Genomic DNA, 19,169 nt, shown 5'->3' with positions numbered 1-19,169 from the left:
AGATTTGTGGAGTAAATAACAATGCAAGTGAAATGGTTGCAGTTTTTTTCAGCGGCTTTGTTGGTTTTGAGTGCTCATGTGTATGCACAAGAAACACCGGTTTCCATCGTGAGCGCCACCTCGGAAGCAGTTCGCACTGAATTGCTAAAAGAAAATGGCAGCAATACCGATGCGGTGCGAACGGAAGTTGAGAAGTTGGTGCATCCGCGTTTTGACTTTGCGCGCATGACAGCGCTGGCTGTGGGCAAATACTGGCGCACAGCAACGCCTGAGCAAAAAACAGCTTTGAGTGACGAGTTTCGCGTTCTGCTGACGCGTACTTACTACACCACCATGCTGCGTTATCGCACAGTTAAAGTGGATGTCAGTCCAGATGCGCTGCTGGAAAATGAAGGCAAACAGGCGACTGTAAAATCCACAGTCACCATGGGCGCAGGCCAGCAACCCGTGAAAATTGATTATGTGTTGTATAACACCGAGAAAGGCTGGCAGGTGTTTAATGTTGTAGTTGAAGGTGCAAGTTTGGTGACGGTGTATCGCAATCAATTTGCTGATGAAGTGAATAAAGGCGGTATCGCTGGTTTGATTCAGTCGTTGCGCAACAAAAATGCGCAGCCAGCGCAGCAGTCGTAATAGGTATTGTTGTGTTAGAAGCGGTGTCTGCTAATCACTATCGCATACAGGGTGATATCGGTATGCAAAGTAGCTCGTTGTTGTTGCGTGAGTTATTGGCTTTACCAAACGCCAACAAGGGCTGTGATGTGTATGTGGATGTGAGTGCGCTGACATTTGCAGATTCGCTACTACTAGCGGCATTATTGAACTTGCAACGGCAGCAACAAAAACAACAGCAGCGTTTATGGGTCAGCGGGTTGCAGGAAGGTATATTGGGCCTTGCTCGCGTTTACGGTATTGAAACTTTATTAGAAGATATGATGGAAGTGGCATAGCAATGATAAAAACTTACGGTAAGTATTTTTTATTCGCGGCTTTTTTCTCGGCAATGACCGGCTGCGCGGGCGCGGGAAGTAATAACCGTGATCCGCTGGAGCCCATGAACCGTGCAATTTATAAATTCAATGACAAGGCAGATGCCTATGTGATGAAGCCAGTTGCAGAAGGCTACCGTTCTGTGACGCCGCAGCCTGTGCGTACAGGCGTGAGAAACTTTTTCAATAACTTGGATGATATGTCCAGCACGGTTAATTACGCGCTGCAAGCAAAGCCGCTGCCTAGTTTTTACTCCTTTTCTCGTGTGGTATTGAACTCAACAGCGGGTATTTTTGGCTTTTTTGATTTGACCGGCGAGCAGCAGCGCCGCTTTCCCGGCACAGACTTTGGGCAGACATTGGCTCGTTGGGGTTGGAAAGATAGTAGCTATTTGGTGGTGCCATTGTTTGGACCTTCAACCATTCGTGATGGTATCGGTACCTTGGCAGATTTAGCGTTCCGCAACGGAGTGATTTACGACAATCCGCACGATGATCGAATTTTTGCCTCGGCAGCAATGGACGCCGTGAGTACGCGGGAGTCGCTCCTAGGGGTGGAAGATACTATTCAAGGTGCGGCCTTGGATCCTTACGCGTATACCCGCGATGGCTGGCTGCAAATACGCGCAAAAACCACGGGTGATACGGTAGAAAGTGCGGATCCTGCTGACGAAAATATTGATGATCTGATGCAATGACCACGGCGCGTACTTCGCTTATGCTGAACGCAGTACCCCAGTGGATGCATAAGTGAAGGAACGCGACTATGGCTGTCTCTATCGCTGAAAGAACAAGCAACACACCGCAACAGCATTGGTTCTCACTGGCTAGTGTGTATCTGCACGATCAATTGCGTGCTGTTTTTGACGCCTGCGAAGAAGAGCTGCTGCAGGATGGCGAACAAACGGTCTTCTGCTGCGAACTGCGTCGTGCTCGGCGATCGTTTGTCGATAACTATTTAAACCAATTGTGGCTGCGTTGCCAAAACCCGACAGAAGTATGGGTAATAGGTGGCAGTAGTGCAGCGCCGCGTGCGCGTACGCTGATTTATCTCACCGATGCAGACAGAGCCGTGCGTGCGTTGTATCAAGATCAAGCGGTGCGTATCGGCAATTTGGTAGCAGCATGGCGACAACAGACGGGTATTGTTAATTCGGTTTTTGATTGTCCCTTTGCTCCGCATATTTTAACGCGATTGTTTTTTCTGCTGCTGCCGGAAATTCATCTACCGTTGCGTGTGCGTTGTAAGCTGGCCTCCAAATTTATCGAAGATCTACCGCGTTTTTCAATGACCTTACAGGATGCCGTGTTTAGCGCATTACAGCGCCGCGGGGTATCTGACACGGCACTTGAGCCTGTGGCAATGCCTGAATGGTGGGAGGTGCTGGAAAAAATGCGCCAACCTTCGGCAACGGCGCTGGCCCTCATTGCGCCGCCGCGCTCTGTTGAACGGGTATCGGCGTTGGCGCAACAAATTGCCGTCGCAGCGCTAGATAATGATGTTGCAACTGTGCAAACACTCTTGGCGAGCCAGCGTTCAACAACACTGTTCTCGTGGTTGTCTGAACGCATTGCTGATGCAAACGGCCAAACACCGCCGTTAGGTAAAGAAGTATTGTGTCTGCTAGCGGGGCCGTTACTGCAAGCGGCGTGTGAAGAATCGTTTGTTGATTTTGCGCATCCTGCCAGAAAAGTTTTGTTGGAGTGGAGTCATTGGGCACCGGGCTGGCAGGACAGTATAGGAATTGATGGTGTGGTGCCGGAGTTTTGTCGGGAGTTATCTACGACTTTGGCAAAACAATTAGCGCAAGGTGCGACATCGTTATTACAGGAATGGTTGCAGTTACAAGATTATTTGCAGCAATTGCGTTATCGCGTGCAGCAAGATATGACAACCGCTGTTGCCAGCACGCGCTTGTCCTTGCAGGTATTGGAGGTGCGCTCAGAAGTGGAGGCACTGATTGCCACGCGTGCCAATTCAGAATTTTGGCCGCCAGTGGTCATCGAAATTTTGCATGACTACTGGTTGAGCTTGTTGCTGTCTATACATTGGCGCGAAGGAACAGCTTCTGATAATTGGTTGAGTGCGCTCGCCGTTGTTGATGATTTATTGGCATCTGTGCAGCCCGCGCAAGACAGACAAGCGCGTATTCGCGCCATGCAGCACATTCCTGTCTTGTTGCAGGAATTGCGCAAAGGTTTTGATCAGTTAGGTTGTGATCGCCAAACCTACAGTGCGTTGCTTGATCGCTTACAAGCAGTGCATTTGGCAATGGCGAAGGACGAAGCTTCTTCTTTGACAGAAAAATTTATTCGTTGGCCAGCGGCAGCGTCGAAGCCTGCACAGGGTGATCCTTTTGAGGTGGGTACATGGTTGCGCGGCGAAGATGGGCGAGTGCTGGCGGTGGAATTTTCAGACCGCTGGTGCACGGCGCTGCGCGATGCGCACGATGCTTCTTTGGAGTGTCATAGCACAGCGGTTCTGCAGGCTGCGTTTTACGAAGGCAACTTAGAAGTGTTGCCTGTGCCGGCATATTTACAATTACTTGCGTCGTAAATGGAGGCAGTGTTGTTTAACGAGGGTTGGTTACGAGGTGTGCGTCATTTGCCCTCGACAAACTGCAATCCGCGTCCAGTGAATGCCTGTGTGGATTTATTAGTGATTCACAATATCAGCCTGCCGCCGAACCAATTTGGCGGCGGTTATGTGGATCAACTTTTTTGTAATACTTTAGACTGCAATGCGCATCCGTATTTTGAGCAGCTGCGTGAACTGCGCGTATCTGCCCATTTTTTTATTGGACGCAACGGCGATGTGACGCAGTTTGTTTCACTGGATCAACGCGCTTGGCATGCCGGTGTTTCTCAATGGTTGGGGCGAGAGAACTGCAATGATTTTTCCGTGGGTATTGAATTAGAGGGTACGGACACTATTCCGTATACCGACGAGCAGTACACTGCCTTGCAAAAAATTGCGCGCGAGGTGATGCAGTATTTCCCAGCGATTACCGTGGATAGAATTGTGGGACACAGCGATATTGCGCCGGCGCGAAAAACGGATCCTGGTGCAGCTTTTGATTGGCAGCGCTTCAGCAATAGTTTGGTTTCTAAATAAATTGATTTGTGTGATATGGCAATGAATTCTTCTGTAGATATAGATGCTTTGCGCGCTGGCAATCGCCGTGCATTGGCAAAAGCTATTACCTTGGTTGAAAGTAAGCGCGACGATCATCGCGAGCAGGCACAGCAGTTGTTGGAAACGGCGTTGCCGCATACGGGCAACAGCATTCGTATCGGCATTACTGGCGTGCCTGGTGTGGGTAAATCCACTTTTATTGAAGCCTTTGGTTTGTATTTAATTGCACAGGGAAAAAAAGTGGCGGTGTTGGCGGTGGATCCCAGCTCCCCTGTTGCTGGCGGTAGTATTTTGGGTGACAAAACGCGCATGGAAGAATTGTCGCGCCGCGATGAAGCCTTTATTCGACCATCACCTTCGGAAGGTTCTCTCGGTGGCGTGGCACACAAAACTCGCGAAACCATGTTGCTGTGCGAGGCGGCGGGCTACGATGTCATCATTGTGGAGACGGTAGGTGTCGGCCAGTCTGAATACGAAGTGGCCAGCATGGTGGATTTTTTCTTGGTGTTGATGCTGCCGAACGCCGGCGATGAATTGCAGGGCATCAAGCGCGGCATTATGGAATTGGCGGATGGTCTTGTGGTGAATAAGGCGGACGGTGATGCCTTGGTGTTTGCCGAACAAACACGCAGCCACTACCGCAATGCGCTCAAATTATTAAAACATCCCGATTATTGGCAGCCGCGCGTAGTGTGTTGCTCGGCACTGCAACATCAAGGTGTGGATGCTGTCTGGCAGATGGTGCAGGAATACTACACAGCCAGTCAGGATGCCAGCGCATTCCTAGAAAAACGCGCAAAGCAAAATGTCGAATGGATGAAAAAACTGCTGCACGAAATGATCGATGCACGCTTACAAAAAAATCCCGCACTGGCTACGCGTTTACCGTCGTTGCAGAGTGACATCGTAGCTGGGCGTGTTACCCCTTATAGCGCGGCGCGGGAGTTGATAAGTTTTCTATAACGATAGATTGAGTTCAATTTTTTAGCAGCGATTGCCATTCAAACGCCGCATCACCAATCACATAAAAAAACGGGTTCAAAATATCGTCTTTGGTGTTGTAGCGCATCACAGCTAATTGATCGGTGAGTACTTGACCGCCAGCTGCTTCAACCACGGCTTGTGCGGCGGCGGTGTCCCACTCCGAAGTGAGCGCAAGGCGCGGATAAATATCAGCAGCACCTTCGGCAACTAAACAGAGCTTCAATGAGCTGCCCATGTTTTTCAGTGCAACTTCGCCGAGTTTTTCGCTGATTTTGGTGAGTAGCGCGTCAACGGCATCGGCGCCGTGTGAGCGACTGGCAACCACCGCAACAGGTTCGTTGTGGCGATTATTGATAGCGCGTGTGCGTATGGTTTTTTTCTCGTTTTTTTCGTATTTGAATGCGCCCGCACCTTTAACGCCGCTGTAGCTGATGTTGAGTGCTGGCACATGTACCACGCCCAGTATCGGCTCGCCGTTATCAATCAAAGCGATGTTGACGGTGAATTCGCCGTTGCGTTTGATAAATTCTTTCGTGCCGTCGAGCGGATCAATAATCCAATAGCGCTGCCATTGTTGGCGCTCTGCCCACGCGGGCAATTTGCCTTCTTCCGACAACACAGGAACGCCAGCAATCAATTTTTGTAACCCGGGTTCTAAGATAGCGTGTGCCGCGAGATCCGCTTTGGTGAGCGGCGAATTGTCGGCTTTCATATCCACGCCAAAATCTGCTGTGTCGTAAATTGCCATGATGGCATCGCCAGCGGCACGGGCGAGTTGCAGAACATCAGGCAGTAATTTTTCTAACAACAAAAGATCAGACATCGTGTGTTTCCTGTTGAAATGAGAGAGTGATTATTGGTTTTAAGCTTTGATGTGATGCAGTGCGTCGCGTTTCGCTAATTCGGGAAACCATTTCATCCACAGTGCGGCAACGATTAAGGTGCCAAAGCCGCCGACGACTACAGCGGGTACTGTGCCGAGCAGGGAGGCTACGACGCCGGATTCAAATTCGCCGAGTTGGTTGGAAGTGCCTATAAATAGTGAGTTCACGGCGTTGACGCGGCCGCGCATATCATCAGGTGTTTCTAGTTGAATCAATGTGGAGCGAATCACCACGCTCACCATGTCTGTGGCGCCGAGTACCAACAATGCGAGCATTGTCAGCCAGAAGTGAGTTGATAAACCAAAGGCAATCGTCGCCGCGCCAAAGCCGGCAACGCAGGCGAATAATTTGCTGCCAGTGCGTCGTGTGATGGGGTGGCGTGCCAGCCAAAATGACATCAACAATGCACCCACAGCTGGGGCGGTGCGTAGCAAGCCTAAACCGAATGGACCGGTGTGCAAAATGTCGCGCGCAAAAATAGGCAGCAGAGCCGTGGCGCCGCCCAATAAAACGGCGAACAGGTCGAGTGAAATGGCGCCAAGTACAATCGGGTGTTTGCGGATGAAATGCACGCCGCCAAACAGCGACTCCAGCGTGGGGCGTTCGCGCAGTGCGGCGGGCGCGGCGGGGCGGTACTGGATCAGTGTGATGCTGAGACTGGCAGCGGCGTAAGCCAGTGCTGCGGCGATATACACCGCCTTAGCGCCAGCCACATACAGCCAGCCACCAATGGCGGGGCCGAGGATAATGGCGGTTTGCATGGCGGCAGCGGAGAGGCTGACTGCGCGTGGCAGGGTTTTGCCATCGACCAATTGAGGCAGCAGGGACATCAGAGTCGGTGACTCAAACGCGTGTGCTGAGGCATAGCAGAGAATCAGCGCGTAGATCAGCTCGCGGGTCAGCCAGCCCTGTATGCTGCCCAAGGCGAGTATGCCCACCACCACCGCTTCAATCGCCATGCACAGGCGCGCCACATTGCGGCGGTCAAAGCGGTCGGCCACTTGTCCCACTACCAGCACTAGCAGCACTTGGGGAATAAAGCTCACCAAGCCAATCATGCCCAAATCAAAGGCACTGTTGGTTAGGTCATAAATTTGCCAGCCCACACCTACCATCAGCATTTGTGTGGCGGCCATGGATGCCACGCGAGCAAACCAGAAAAGTTTGAAGGAACGATTGAGCATGAGGGATCCGAACAAAAAAGGGCACCGCTGCAACAAAAGGGTGCGACAAGTTGCAGCACTATAAGTGAATCACCATAATAACGCCTCTTTCAAACCAGACCACAGGTGCAGCACCATGGCCGAAGAACAAAAACGCCCCAAACCCGCAGATTATTTCTCAGATTGGAAGCAGCGCGAGGCGTTGGCGGAAGACATGATTCCGTTGATCGGTAAATTGCACCGTGAACACAATGTCAACACCTATATTTACGGGCAGCAACTCTACAGCCGTTCCGTGATCGACATCATGAAAGCGCACCGTTTTGTGCGTCAGGTCGAACAAAACGAATTGTCTGAATTCAATACTTTCCCTGTTGTAAAAGCACTGTCTGCGCTGAACCTCGGTCGTGCGCATGTGGATGTGGGTCGTATCGCCGTCAACTTTATGAAAGACAGCGGCGGTTTGTCGGTGGAAGATTTTGTAAAACGCGAATTGGCGGATGCTATCGGCACCGATGTAAAACCGATTCCAGAACCGCGCGATGTGGTGTTGTACGGTTTCGGTCGTATCGGCCGCTTGATGGCGCGTTTGTTGATTGAAAAAACTGGCGGCGGTGATGTGTTGCGTTTACGCGCCATCGTAGTGCGCAAAAGCAAAGGTGATGGCGATTTAGAAAAACGCGCCTCACTGCTGCGCCGCGATTCTGTGCACGGTCCTTTCCGCGGCACCATTCGTGTGGATGAAGAGACCAATAGCTTCATTGCCAACGGCAACGAAATCAAAGTGATTTATGCCGATAATCCAGAAGACATTGATTACACCCAGTACGGCATCAACAACGCGATTATTGTTGAAAACACCGGCAAATTGACTGACGAAGCGGGCTTGTCTAAACACTTGAAAGCCAAAGGCGTGAGCCAAGTGTTGCTCACCGCTCCAGCGAAAGGCGACATCAAAAATATCGTGTTTGGTGTGAACCATGAGCAAATTCTGCCAGAAGATAAAATTCTATCTGCCGCTTCTTGCACCACCAATGCGGTAGTGCCTGCGCTGAAAGCGATCAACGATAAATTTGGCGTGAAGTCTGGCCATATTGAAACTGTGCATGCGTACACCAATGACCAGAACTTGATCGACAACTACCACAAGGCCGAGCGTCGTGGTCGCAGTGCGCCGTTGAACATGGTTATCACCTCAACCGGCGCGGCAAAGGCCGTGGCGAAAGCATTGCCAGAATTGGCAGGCAAGCTGACCGGCAATGCGATTCGCGTGCCGATTCCTAACGTGTCGATGGCAATTCTGAACTTGGAATTGAACCAAGAAACTACGCTGGAAGAGTTGAACGAATACATGCGTCACATGGCGCTGCATTCACCACTGCGCAAGCAAATTGATTTCACTAACAGCACGGAAGTGGTGTCTAGTGATTTTGTTGGCTCGCGTCACGCCTGTATTTTTGATGCGAAAGCGACCATTGTGAAAGGCAATCATGCGGTGATGTATTTGTGGTACGACAACGAGTTTGGCTACTCCTGTCAGGTGCATCGCGTATTGGAGCGCTTGGCAGGCATTAACTATCGCGTTTATCCCAAAGAGTGATGCCATCACTTTGTGTGGAGAGAAAGCCCGCTGCTGCGGGCTTTTTTGTCTCTGAGTGTTTGATTGCGTGTTTGATTGCGTGTCTGATTGAGTAATACATGAAAGAACTGACGATTGAATCATTGGCGCACGATTTGCGCGGTGTGGCGCACGCTGAAGGTGTGGTGTGGCTGGTAGATGGCGCATTGCCGGCCGAACGAGTGTTGGTGCGTGAACGCGCGCGCTATAGCAATCGTGTTGAAGCAGAAGTGGTAGATGTGCTGCAAGCATCACCTACACGCATTGTGCCGCCTTGTGAATATGCAACAGTTTGTGGCGGTTGTGATGTGCAGTACATGGATTACGCAACGCAGCTCGTCAATAAAGAACAGGTGTTAAAAGAGCAATTAGCGCGCATTGAAAATATTGCCGCTGTGCAATGGCTGCCAACGCTGGCTGCAGAGCCGTGGGCGTATCGTCGTCGTGCGCGCATTGCCTGTCGTTGGTTGGCAGATAAAAAACATTTGGCGCTGGGATTTCGTCAGCGTCACAGCCAAACAATCGTTGAAATAAAACACTGCGCAGTTTTAGTGCCGGCTTTGCAGAAGTTGTTGCCGCACTTGCGGCAGTGTTTGTCGCGCTGGTCGCAGCCAAGGCAGTTGGGGCACATCGAATTATTAGCGGCGGATAATGGCATAGGCATGTTGTTGCGTGTAACTGCAGCACTATCGCCAGTAGATCAGGCCTTGTTGCAGGCATTTGCTGTTGAGCAGGCGGTAACGGTGTTTATCCAACAAGAAGAAAAAAGCTCCGCTCAGTATGCGTTTGGCAAAGAGCAGGTGTTGTTGCAGCACGAAAAATCTAAGACTGCGTTGGCGTGTATGCCGGGTGATTTTTTGCAGGCCAATGGCGCAGTGAATGCTTTATTGATTGATGCTGTGCTGTCGGCAATGGATTTGCGAAAAACGGATCTGGTGCTAGAGGCTTTTTCTGGTTTGGGGAATTTTACCTTGCCCATTGCAAAGGCGGTGAAGCAGGTTTCTGCGCTAGAAGTCAGTGAGACAATGGTAAGTCGCGCTAAAGCCCAAGCGATTGCATGCGCTGTCACCAATGTGTCGTGGCTGGTATGTGATTTATCGAATAAGAAAAATATTGAGAAAGTCACCTTAACTGCTAACAAAATATTGTTAGATCCGCCGCGTGAAGGCGCGCTAACTTTTTGTCAGCAAGTGAAGTTGGATGGTGTTGAGCGTATTGTGTATGTATCGTGCAGTCCATCTACTTTTGCGAGAGATGCGGCTGTTTTAGAGCGGCGTGGCTTTGCACTTGCTGAGGTTGGAATGGTGGATATGTTTCCACAGACTTCACATATTGAAGTGTTAGCAGTTTTTACAAAAAGACATTTATCGATAAGTAAAAAAACAAAAGCGGATCATCAGCCAAAGAAGGCGCTGAAGAAACTCAAGCGCTAGGCGTAATGCTTGGCAATGTCATTTGGCATTGCGTTGTGTTGTTGTATATGCCTAATAGGGTGATGGGTTGGCTGGGATTTAATGCTTGTTGATGTGCATAAGCGCGAAAACGACTTTGTTGTACATCTTGCTGTGTGGTAGGCAGCAGAGAGTCATCCGCACCGATCAAGATGCCAAGCCCTTTAATGATTCCGTCTTGCATGATTACAACATCTGTAGCAGCCTGTTGCTCAGTAAGCAGGAGTTGTCCGTCAAATATCCACGCTTGGGCGGTGTTGTCGAGTCGCGGTGAAATATTCCCTAAACAGGCGGGCTCCTCTGTGATTGTTAGTTGTTTGCCTATGGGAAATTGTGGCAGGTGTTGGAAATAACCCAGTGAGTGGCTGCGTAAGAAAGTATCGTTATCTTTTACGGAGTTAATTTTATTTTTAATCAAAGGGTGAGATAGCGTGGCGAGAATATACGGCGGCTCCAATACGCCAGCGCGCGCTGCCGTGTGCGCTTGTTGTATGCGTGAACTCAATACCACCATGCTCTTGGCGCTGACCGGTTGTGCGGGAAGAAAATAGTACGCAAAAGTAATTGTCCAGACGCCAAGAAAGACAGTGCGAAAGTTTGTATTGCGTAAATCCGACCACAGCAAACCAAACAGCGATGGAAGCCATGGCAGAACCAGTGTTTGATAGCGTTCGGCAATGGCGGAGTTGGGATAGATCACGCGGCCGAAGGCAGTAAAAATGGCGCTGACAATAATGCCGGTCGATATAAATAAGCAGAGCTTTTGCCACGGCGTTAGCGCGATGTTGTTGTGAAATAACCGCAGCCAGTTAAAAGCAGTAACGGCAATGCCAATAATTGCCAGTGCGCCTCCGGCAATAGGCCAAGTGCGTGATAGCGGACTGGATAAATAGCGTGGCACATAAATAGCCATATCGATCAAGGTATTGTTGATGATGCGAAAAGTAGTTTCGAGATTGTCGCTGAGCATCAGTGCGCCAATAACAACATTGGCGCTGTTTTTGTCATTGTGAATATAAAAAAAACAAATTATTCCAATGGTGATAAGCAGGCCGTAATGCAGGGGTTTACGGTTGTGTTGTATCAATAGGGTTAACACGGCAATGAATAACGGCATGATGCCTGTGAAATTGCACAGAGCAGCAGCACTGCCGAAAAGAAGTACGAGCAGCCATTTCTTGGCGTTGTCTTTGTAATAGGCCAATACATATAGACCTATTAGTCCTAAAAAGTTGGACATGTACCACTGCACATCCATTGCATACAAAAAGTTGCTGACTTGGGTGGTGCTAAATAGCGCCAATATAAAGAGACTGATGACGAGGATGCGCTCGCTGGCGATGAAAGATTGCCAGCGTGTGGCACGCCAAATGAGTAAGCCATAGCCAAACTGACAGAGTAGGGCGATAGTCGTCGTTAATGCATTGCGCCCGCCAAACCAGTAATAGTCAGCAAAAAATAGGAGTTTTGGGAAAAAAATCCGATGCGCGCCGCCGTAGGCATCAAGTAAGTAACTGGCTGACCAAATGCCTTGGAATTGTTTTTCGATGTCGTCAATAAATTCCCATAAATCACGAAAAGCGCCTTGCCAATGCAGAATTACAGTCAGATACAGTGAGAAAGCTGTGATGCAGAGTGCAGCCAAGGCATACAGGCCGGCAAAGCCAGTCAGGATGGCGTTGCTTTTCAGAGCTTGATTGCGTTCAATGCGGCTACTGTTCATTGATAGTGCCGTTGTTTGCGATGGTCAAAAAAATCATAAGTTTAGTATTCGATTGCTATTCTGCAGCGTGCTGCTGCTTGTTGTATCAGGATTAAATGGTGTGGCAGCTAGCACGACATCACAGCCCAATGTGTTGTTAATTGTTGTTGATGATTTGGGTGTAGGTGATTTGCATAGTTTTACACCCAGTGTGCAAACACAAACGCCGACAATAGATGCGTTGGCGGCGCGCGGAATGCGCTTCAGTCGATTCTACACAGACAGCACTTGCTCAGCTAGCCGCGCTTCTTTATTGACAGGGCAATCACCGACTAGGCTGGGTTTTCATCCCATTGCGCGCGGCATTTCTCCTGAAATTATCACGCTGCCAGAATGGTTGCGTGATATGGGGTACAGCACGCATCTGGTGGGCAAATGGCATATAGGCGAATTGAATACTGATGCGCTGCCTGCTGCACAAGGTTTTGATTCTTTTTTTGGCTATCTCAATCAATGGTTCTTGCAAGGGCTGGATCAAGACGGTAAACCGGTGATGCGCGCACCGGTGTATGAAAACCCTTGGCTACAAGATGAAAAGAATGCTTGGCAGCAACATGCAGGGTATTTGCCAGACATATTGACGCAGCGCGCAGTGAATGACATTGCGGTTTTGGCAAAAACGGATAGGCCGTGGTTGATGTGGTACGCCACGCCACTGCCACATGGGCCTTTACATGCGCCGCCGGAAGAGAAAGCAAATAATTTGTCTGACGATGAAAAATACCGTGCCATGTTGCGACATCTAGATCGCAATGTCGGTGAATTATTGGCGGCTTTGCACAAAACAGACCAGCAGGACAATACCATCGTCATTTTTCTCAGTGATAACGGCGCGCCAGAAAAACGCGGTGGTAGCAATGCAGGTTTTGTGGGTGGAAAAGCACATTACAGCGAAGGCGCGGTGCGTACACCGATGTTTTGGGTTGATCCAAAAGTAATGCCTAATTCCCTGGATGAGCGTGCCATCACAATTGCCGATGTGTTCCCTACCTTGGCGGCGCGTTTGGGTAAGCCGCTACCATTTACAACCGATGGCGTGGACTTTAACGCGTTTGAAAATATTAAAAAAATTATTGATCGCCCGCTGTATTGGATGACGCGCAGCAGTAGCTCGGTTTTATCGGCGGATAAGCACTGGCGCACTACTCAGGAGTGGACTTTTCGGTTGCTAGAAAAATTTCAGTTATGGCGCATTGATGCGAAATCTTCTCAAGATGAAACCGCGCAGAAGATTTTGCATTTCAGGGAAATAGGAAAAATGCAGCATCAGTTTGTTGCGTGGTTGAATGAGGTTTCTAGAACGCCCATAAGTGTAGAAAAGATGCCGAATGGTAGCGAGAAATTATCTGGCAGTGATTTTTTGCGTACGCCTCTGCGCGAGTGGGATTTTTATATCGCGGGGAGTGCATCTGCAAATATGACATCAGAGCAAGTGTTAGCAGAGCAAGCTGGGGTGTGGTCGCTGCGTTACAGTCCAGAGAAAAAAAATCTGGTTGTTGATATGTATGGACATCATTGGGCGGTGCCATTGGATTTATCGACATCGTGCACGCTGATTGGACTAAATGCTGATTTGTATGATCGCTATACCAATCTCGGGCAAGCAATCAATCCAACAGAGCTTTTACTTTCCATCAATGGAAAAGAGTTGGCGCGAACCGAGTGGCAAACCGATTCTTTGGCAGGTGTGAATGTGAGCGAACCCACATGGGTGGGTATTTCGGCGGCACAAAAAAACCGCTGGCAGGGAAGCTGTCAGCGGCTGTATTTTTCATCGAGCCAATATTGTGGGAGAGTGGCCGTATTTTGTCGATGAGGCAAAGCTCAAAGAGGAACTTTGCGCGCAGTTGCAATGAGCTAAGCGGGGTGGCTTAGCGTTGCAACAGAGCCAATTTGCCAGGCTTACCGTTCCACTCTTCCGCATCAGGCAGAGCCGGTTTCATTTCGGTGATATTTGGCCACTGCTTGGCCAGTTCGCCGTTTAACTCGATAAACGCGGCTTGGTCGGCTGGCAATTCATCTTCTGAGTAGATGGCGTTTACTGGGCACTCGGGTTCACACAGTGCGCAGTCGATGCACTCGTCTGGGTGGATAACCAAAAAATTAGGGCCTTCATAGAAACAGTCGACTGGGCACACTTCTACGCAGTCAGTGTGTTTGCAGTTGATGCAGTTTTCGCCAACAACAAAGGCCATTGCAATGTCCTCAAATACGAGAGAAAGAGATTTCAGATAGGGGCAGCATTTTACTCATCTTGTGTCAGAGATAACCTACGATAAATGGCTGAAATGCTTGAAAAATGATACCTAATCCAGCTCATTTTTTAGCCGATAGAGCAGTTCTAAGGCGGCTTTGGGGGTCAGCTCATCAGGATTGGTGCTGCGCAGGGTGTCTACACAGCGCGGTTGTGGTGCGGCAAAGAGATCCGGCTGGCGTGGTGAAGGAGCTGCGACCGTAGAGGTAGGGTTTGATGTGTCAGATGATTCCAGCGCGTGCAGTTTGTCTTTGGCGGCCGCCAACACCTCGCGCGGAATGCCGGCTAATTTCGCCACCTGCAGGCCGTAGGATTTACTGGCCGCGCCGCGTTGCACTTTGTGTAGGAACACAATGCCGTCATGGTGCTCACTGGCATCAAGATGGGCATTGCCGACCCCAGTGCACTCATCTGGCAGGGAAGTTAACTCAAAGTAGTGTGTGGCAAACAGTGTAAAAGCGCGCACGCGTTCAGCGAGAAAATGCGCACAAGCCCAAGCGAGAGACAGACCGTCGAAGGTGCTGGTGCCGCGTCCAATTTCATCCATCAATACCAAGCTGTTGGGCGTGGCGTTGTGCAAAATATTCGCGGTTTCTGTCATCTCCACCATAAATGTTGAACGACCGGAAGCGAGATCATCTGATGCGCCGATGCGCGTAAAAATGCGATCCACCAATCCAATTTGCGCGCGTTCTGCCGGTACAAAACTGCCGATGTGAGCGAGCAAAACAATCAGCGCAGTTTGACGCATGTAAGTAGATTTACCGCCCATGTTGGGGCCGGTGATGATCAGCATGCGTTGTTGCTCATCCAGTACGAGATCGTTTGGCACAAACGCTTCACCGTGCAGTTGTTGCACCACTCGCTCAACAACCGGATGGCGACCGTTAATGATGTCGATGCCGGCATGTTCCGACAGTGTTGGGCGACACCAGTTGAGTGCTTCTGCTCGTTCGGCTAGCGCTGCCGTGACATCCAACTCTGCAACCACTTGTGCAGAATTTTGCATCGCCAATAAATGTTCATGCAGACGATCTAACAGCGCTTCGTACAATTGTTTTTCACGCGCCAGTGAGCGGCTTTTTGCCGAGAGTGCTTTGTCTTCAAATTGTTTTAATTCTGGCGTGATGTAGCGCTCTGCATTTTTTAATGTTTGACGACGAATGTAATCATCAGGCGCCAGTTTGGATTGTGCTGTCGGTAATTCAATGTAGTAGCCGGAAACGCGGTTATATCCTACTTTGAGGTTTGGTAAACCCGTGCGCTCGCGCTCGCGCAATTCCAGTTGCACCAAGTAGTCACCTGCGTTTTCGCTGATAGCGCGCAGTTCGTCCAATTCTGCATCGTAACCCTCGGCAATCACACCGCCATCGCGAATCACCATCGGTGGATTTTCAACGACGGCTTTTTCCAGCAGGGAAACCGTGTCTGGAAATTCACTGATGCGGTTGGCAAAGTGAATCAATGATTCCGTGCTGTTGAGCAATTGTGTACGCAGTGTGGGAAAACAGGCTAAAGATTGTGCGAGGCGCGTGAGGTCGCGTGGTCGGGCAGAACGCAGTGCGACACGCGAGAGTATGCGCTCAACATCACCGACTTCTTTTAAAACTTCACGCAGTGGTTCGTAACGGTAATTTTCTAGCAAATCAGCAACGCATTGTTGTCTTTGTTGCAGGGCGTACAGATTAGCCAGCGGGCGATGTAGCCAACGGCGCAGCAGGCGCGCGCCCATTGCTGTTGCACAGGTATTAACGACAGAAAATAAAGTGTTTTCTTGTGTGCCAGCAATGTTGGTATCTAATTCAAGGTTGCGGCGTGTGGCGGCATCCATTTCTACGGCTTCGCCGCGCCTCTCAACGGATAGCGCATGAATGTGCGGTAGGGCAGCGCGTTGCGTTTGCTTGACATAACTCATCAAGCAGCCCGCTGCGCGCAATGCCAAAAGCATGTCAACGCAGCCAAAGCCAGCAAGATCGTGCGTGGAAAATTGCTGCGTTAGCAAACGCTGTGCGGTATCAAAATCGTATTCCCACGGCGCCAGTTTTCGTATGCCAGCACGGCGTGTAATGACATCGGGCAGTGAGACATCATCTTGTATCAATAATTCTGCAGGGTTGAGGCGTTGCAACTCACCAATTAAGGCCTCAAGGTGTTCTGATTCTTGCACAGTGAAGCGGCCGCTGGTGATATCCAACGCGGCGATGCCAGTTTTTCCTTCGCTGTGAAATAACGCTACTAATAAATTGTCGCGCGCTTCGTCCAATAAAATTTCGTCACTGACGGTGCCAGGGGTCACAATGCGCATCACTTTGCGCTCAACAGGGCCTTTACTGGTGGCGGGATCGCCAATTTGTTCAACGATAGCTACTGATTCGCCGAGGCGCACCAAGCGCGCCAAATAATTGTCAGCTGCATGAAAAGGGACGCCAGCCATCGGAATAGGACTGCCGGCAGACTTCCCACGCGCGGTGAGTGTGACATCTAATAATCGCGCGGCTTTTTTAGCGTCATCAAAAAATAATTCATAAAAATCCCCCATGCGATAAAACACTAGTTCATGCGGGTGCTGCGCTTTGATAGCGAGATATTGCTGCATCATCGGCGTATGCAGTTGGTTGTCGGTGTCGGCGGGTATGCTTGACATGCTTATAGGTGCAGAAAAAGTTAATGACTAGATTGTACGCGAGGTTTAAAACGAAACAGTCGCAACACTAACAAAATGCAGGCAGAAACCAAGCCGGCAATTAGCGCTAACCAAAAACCAGCCGCCCCCATTGCCGGCAGCAGTAGATTGGTGAAAGTTAAGGTGTAACCGAGCGGCATAGCGATGCCCCAGAAAGACAGCAAAATAATGAGCATGGGTATGCGTGTATCGTGAAAACCGCGCAAACCACTGATGGCGGCAACTTGCAGCACATCAGCAACTTGAAAGATGGCGGCTAGCTTTAATAACTGCACAGCCACGGCAATTACTTCGGCGTCTTTGGTGTAAGCAGAGGCGATAAATTGTGTTCCCAGTGTCAACAGCGGTACATAAACCATGGCGATGCTGAGCGCGAGCAGCAGGGTGCTGCGCGCCAATTGATGTGCGGTTTCTACCTTGCCTTGGCCAACCAAAAAACTCACACGCAAAGTCAGAGCCATGCCGAGACTTAATGGCACCATAAACATCAAAGAAACGAAGTTGAGCACTAATTGGTGACCAGCGACAACAATGGGTCCCAGCGGTGCAAGAAATAAAGCGATTACGGTAAACATGCTGACTTCAAAAAACAAAGTGGAGCCGATGGGGATGCCCAAGCGCAATAATTTTTTTATTTCATGAAAATCAGGCCGGTGAAATTTTTTGAGTGGCGATAGCTGTTGAAAGGTTTTGCTGCGATGCAGATAAATTAATAAGACAATAAATGCCATGATATTTGCTAAGGCGGTTGCCCAGCCGCAACCCACACCGCCCATGGCGGGTATGCCAAATTTTCCATAAATAAAAATATAGTTGAGCGGCATGTTAATGAGTGTAGATAGCAGAGAAACACTCATGATGACTCTGGTATGTCCTAAACCATCGGTAAACCCGCGCAGCGCAACAATTAGCAACATGGCGGGAACGCCCCAGAGAAAGCCATGCAAATAGCCTTGTGTGATTTCTGCGGTCGCTGCATCTAGCTTTAGCCATCCCAGTGCAGGTTCAACAGAAAAAGTAAGGCCATCATGATGGCTGCGGAACACAGTGCGATGTAGATGCCTTGCCATGTCACGGGTGTAATTTTGTGCAGTGTTTGTGCGCCGCGATGTGTGGAAATTGTCGGTTGCAGTGCAGTGAGTATGCCGATAAAAAACAACAGAATGGGCATCCAAAAGCTGTTGCCGATAGCAACGCCAGCGAGGTCGCGTGCGCCGTAGCGACCGGCCATGACGGTATCAATGACGCCATTGGCCATTTGTGCCAATTGTGTAATTAGAATGGGGCTGCCTAGTGAGGCAAGCATTTTCCATTCGCGGAGTGTTTGTTGGATCAGTGTGGGCATGGCAATAGCAGTGCAAGAGTTCGGCGTTATCATAGCCTGCCTCGCACACCAAAACTGCCGGAGATTCCGAAAGGAACAAGGATTTACTTTAGGTGATAAAGCAAAAAGCTCATGTCATTGTGGTGCAACGACAGACTTTGGATTGGTCAACATTGACGGAGGAGGCTTTTCGCCCCTTGTCAGCAGAATTCTGCCGTTTGTGGGGTAAGCCCACAGATTATGTGTTCTGTTTGATGCAGTTATGGAATGCCACTTTTGCTGTGGATTATTTTCAAACGCGTGCTGCCTTGAAAGGCATTGCGGAAAAAAATCTTGCAGAAACAGACGCGCAAATTATTCCGTATCAAGGCTATAACAATATTCCCGACACTAACGGTTTTTATGTGTTTTTAGATGATGATGATTGGGTGGCGCCAGATATTGCAGCGATATTGTCGTTGCAGTCACCTGCACAGCAAAAGGCTTTGTTGTGGCGCACGATCAGTATTGGCAGCCCGCAACAAGAACATCCGGTTTTTGTATGGGGTTTGAATGGCCGCTGTATGACCAATAATTATGCTGTTAGTGGCGTATGGTTAGACCATCTGAAAAAGATCAATCAGGTGGCTCAACATGCAGAAGCTGAAAAAACTTTGGCAAGTTTTGCTGGTGTTGAACAGCTGGATGCGGCATTGACGGCTAGCAATAAAAGTCCGTGTTCTAGTGTTTCTTTGGATCGCGGCTTGCAGGGTGATTTTTCTTCAGAAAAATTAGCGAGTTTGGTGGAAGCTTATTTGCAAAAAATGGCTACGCTGACCCCAGAGCATTTGTGGATGGGGGAGTGGTCTGCGCCGTGGATTGCGCAGACCGTGGCGCTGTTTCGACGAGTTAGCGATAGCCGCCTTGCTTGAAGTAATGTGA

The 19,169-nt window shown here is 49.7% G+C and carries 15 protein-coding genes and 1 pseudogene; 10 read left to right on the top strand and 6 right to left on the bottom strand.

Going from position 1 to position 19,169, the window contains the following annotated elements; all coding sequences use genetic code 11:
* The first annotated feature begins 21 nt into the window (after positions 1 to 21).
* The 6 genes from IPK30_00270 (at position 22) to meaB (ending at position 5,088) form a co-directional block, all read left to right on the top strand.
* The gene (locus IPK30_00270) at positions 22 to 633 is read left to right on the top strand and encodes an ABC transporter substrate-binding protein (GenBank protein MBK8101772.1); all 612 of its coding nucleotides are present in this window, start codon (positions 22 to 24) and stop codon (positions 631 to 633) included.
* 11 nt (positions 634 to 644) lie between these two features.
* Positions 645 to 950, top strand: a complete 306-nt coding sequence (locus tag IPK30_00265; GenBank protein MBK8101771.1) for an STAS domain-containing protein — start codon at positions 645 to 647, stop codon at positions 948 to 950.
* 2 nt (positions 951 to 952) lie between these two features.
* Positions 953 to 1,687, top strand: a complete 735-nt coding sequence (locus IPK30_00260) for a VacJ family lipoprotein (protein ID MBK8101770.1) — start codon at positions 953 to 955, stop codon at positions 1,685 to 1,687.
* Between the two features lie 68 nt (positions 1,688 to 1,755).
* Positions 1,756 to 3,546 (top strand): DUF1631 family protein, encoded by a 1,791-nt coding sequence (locus tag IPK30_00255; GenBank protein MBK8101769.1) that lies wholly within the window; start codon positions 1,756 to 1,758, stop codon positions 3,544 to 3,546.
* Entirely contained in the window at positions 3,547 to 4,104 is a 558-nt protein-coding gene (gene ampD / locus IPK30_00250) for a 1,6-anhydro-N-acetylmuramyl-L-alanine amidase AmpD (protein MBK8101768.1), read from the top strand. It abuts the gene before it with no gap.
* Positions 4,105 to 4,119: 15 nt separating this feature from the next.
* The gene (meaB, locus tag IPK30_00245; protein MBK8101767.1) at positions 4,120 to 5,088 is read left to right on the top strand and encodes a methylmalonyl Co-A mutase-associated GTPase MeaB; all 969 of its coding nucleotides are present in this window, start codon (positions 4,120 to 4,122) and stop codon (positions 5,086 to 5,088) included.
* Positions 5,089 to 5,101: 13 nt separating this feature from the next.
* Here the strand turns inward: meaB and cysQ are convergent, their stop codons facing one another.
* Together cysQ and IPK30_00235 are read right to left on the bottom strand one after the other, a co-directional pair.
* A complete protein-coding gene (cysQ, locus tag IPK30_00240) occupies positions 5,102 to 5,932 on the bottom strand; it encodes a 3'(2'),5'-bisphosphate nucleotidase CysQ (GenBank protein MBK8101766.1) in 831 nt (276 codons plus the stop codon).
* A gap of 39 nt (positions 5,933 to 5,971) precedes the next feature.
* Positions 5,972 to 7,177, bottom strand: coding sequence for an MFS transporter (locus IPK30_00235; GenBank protein ID MBK8101765.1), 1,206 nt, complete (start codon positions 7,175 to 7,177; stop codon positions 5,972 to 5,974).
* 115 nt (positions 7,178 to 7,292) lie between these two features.
* Here IPK30_00235 and IPK30_00230 point away from each other — a divergent pair, with 115 nt between their 5' ends.
* Both IPK30_00230 and rlmD read left to right on the top strand, forming a co-directional pair.
* Complete coding sequence (locus tag IPK30_00230) at positions 7,293 to 8,756, top strand: glyceraldehyde-3-phosphate dehydrogenase (GenBank protein MBK8101764.1); 1,464 nt, start codon at positions 7,293 to 7,295, stop codon at positions 8,754 to 8,756.
* 98 nt (positions 8,757 to 8,854) lie between these two features.
* Positions 8,855 to 10,207: a 23S rRNA (uracil(1939)-C(5))-methyltransferase RlmD gene (rlmD, locus tag IPK30_00225; protein MBK8101763.1), complete on the top strand. Its 1,353-nt coding sequence runs from the start codon at positions 8,855 to 8,857 to the stop codon at positions 10,205 to 10,207.
* Here rlmD and IPK30_00220 read toward each other — a convergent pair.
* Entirely contained in the window at positions 10,197 to 11,948 is a 1,752-nt protein-coding gene (locus IPK30_00220; GenBank protein ID MBK8101762.1) for a hypothetical protein, read from the bottom strand. The two genes, rlmD and IPK30_00220, sit on opposite strands and share 11 nt — an antisense overlap.
* 100 nt (positions 11,949 to 12,048) lie before the next feature.
* Between IPK30_00220 and IPK30_00215 the strand changes: the two genes are divergently transcribed.
* Complete coding sequence (locus IPK30_00215) at positions 12,049 to 13,803, top strand: sulfatase-like hydrolase/transferase (GenBank protein MBK8101761.1); 1,755 nt, start codon at positions 12,049 to 12,051, stop codon at positions 13,801 to 13,803.
* Positions 13,804 to 13,858: 55 nt separating this feature from the next.
* On the opposite strand, the gene IPK30_00210 is transcribed toward IPK30_00215, so the two are convergent.
* From IPK30_00210 to IPK30_00200, 3 genes and pseudogenes are all read right to left on the bottom strand, one after another.
* A complete protein-coding gene (locus tag IPK30_00210) occupies positions 13,859 to 14,182 on the bottom strand; it encodes a ferredoxin family protein (GenBank protein MBK8101760.1) in 324 nt (107 codons plus the stop codon).
* A gap of 111 nt (positions 14,183 to 14,293) precedes the next feature.
* Entirely contained in the window at positions 14,294 to 16,885 is a 2,592-nt protein-coding gene (gene mutS, locus IPK30_00205; protein ID MBK8101759.1) for a DNA mismatch repair protein MutS, read from the bottom strand.
* Positions 16,886 to 16,905: 20 nt separating this feature from the next.
* A pseudogene (locus IPK30_00200) lies at positions 16,906 to 18,302 on the bottom strand (MATE family efflux transporter).
* 59 nt (positions 18,303 to 18,361) lie between these two features.
* On the opposite strand from IPK30_00200, the gene IPK30_00195 reads away from it, so the two are divergent.
* The gene (locus IPK30_00195; protein ID MBK8101758.1) at positions 18,362 to 19,159 is read left to right on the top strand and encodes a hypothetical protein; all 798 of its coding nucleotides are present in this window, start codon (positions 18,362 to 18,364) and stop codon (positions 19,157 to 19,159) included.
* Positions 19,160 to 19,169: the final 10 nt, after the last annotated feature.

It is taken from the genome of Cellvibrionales bacterium (assembly GCA_016713115.1).
Classification (GTDB): Bacteria; Pseudomonadota; Gammaproteobacteria; order Pseudomonadales; family UBA7239; genus UBA7239.
Note: the sequence above shows the minus strand (reverse complement) of the source record. Positions and strands in the feature narration are given on the sequence as shown.

Bases quoted from the DNA above. Each gene is read 5' to 3' on its own strand.
- IPK30_00270 (MBK8101772.1), top strand. From the start codon at position 22: ATGCAAGTGAAATGGTTGCAGTTTTTTTCAGCGGCTTTGTTGGTTTTG.
- IPK30_00260 (MBK8101770.1), top strand. From the start codon at position 953: ATGATAAAAACTTACGGTAAGTATTTTTTATTCGCGGCTTTTTTCTCG.
- IPK30_00255 (MBK8101769.1), top strand. From the start codon at position 1,756: ATGGCTGTCTCTATCGCTGAAAGAACAAGCAACACACCGCAACAGCAT.
- ampD (MBK8101768.1), top strand. From the start codon at position 3,547: ATGGAGGCAGTGTTGTTTAACGAGGGTTGGTTACGAGGTGTGCGTCAT.
- meaB (MBK8101767.1), top strand. From the start codon at position 4,120: ATGGCAATGAATTCTTCTGTAGATATAGATGCTTTGCGCGCTGGCAAT.
- cysQ (MBK8101766.1), bottom strand. From the start codon at position 5,932: ATGTCTGATCTTTTGTTGTTAGAAAAATTACTGCCTGATGTTCTGCAA.
- IPK30_00235 (MBK8101765.1), bottom strand. From the start codon at position 7,177: ATGCTCAATCGTTCCTTCAAACTTTTCTGGTTTGCTCGCGTGGCATCC.
- IPK30_00230 (MBK8101764.1), top strand. From the start codon at position 7,293: ATGGCCGAAGAACAAAAACGCCCCAAACCCGCAGATTATTTCTCAGAT.
- rlmD (MBK8101763.1), top strand. From the start codon at position 8,855: ATGAAAGAACTGACGATTGAATCATTGGCGCACGATTTGCGCGGTGTG.
- IPK30_00220 (MBK8101762.1), bottom strand. From the start codon at position 11,948: ATGAACAGTAGCCGCATTGAACGCAATCAAGCTCTGAAAAGCAACGCC.
- IPK30_00210 (MBK8101760.1), bottom strand. From the start codon at position 14,182: ATGGCCTTTGTTGTTGGCGAAAACTGCATCAACTGCAAACACACTGAC.
- mutS (MBK8101759.1), bottom strand. From the start codon at position 16,885: ATGTCAAGCATACCCGCCGACACCGACAACCAACTGCATACGCCGATG.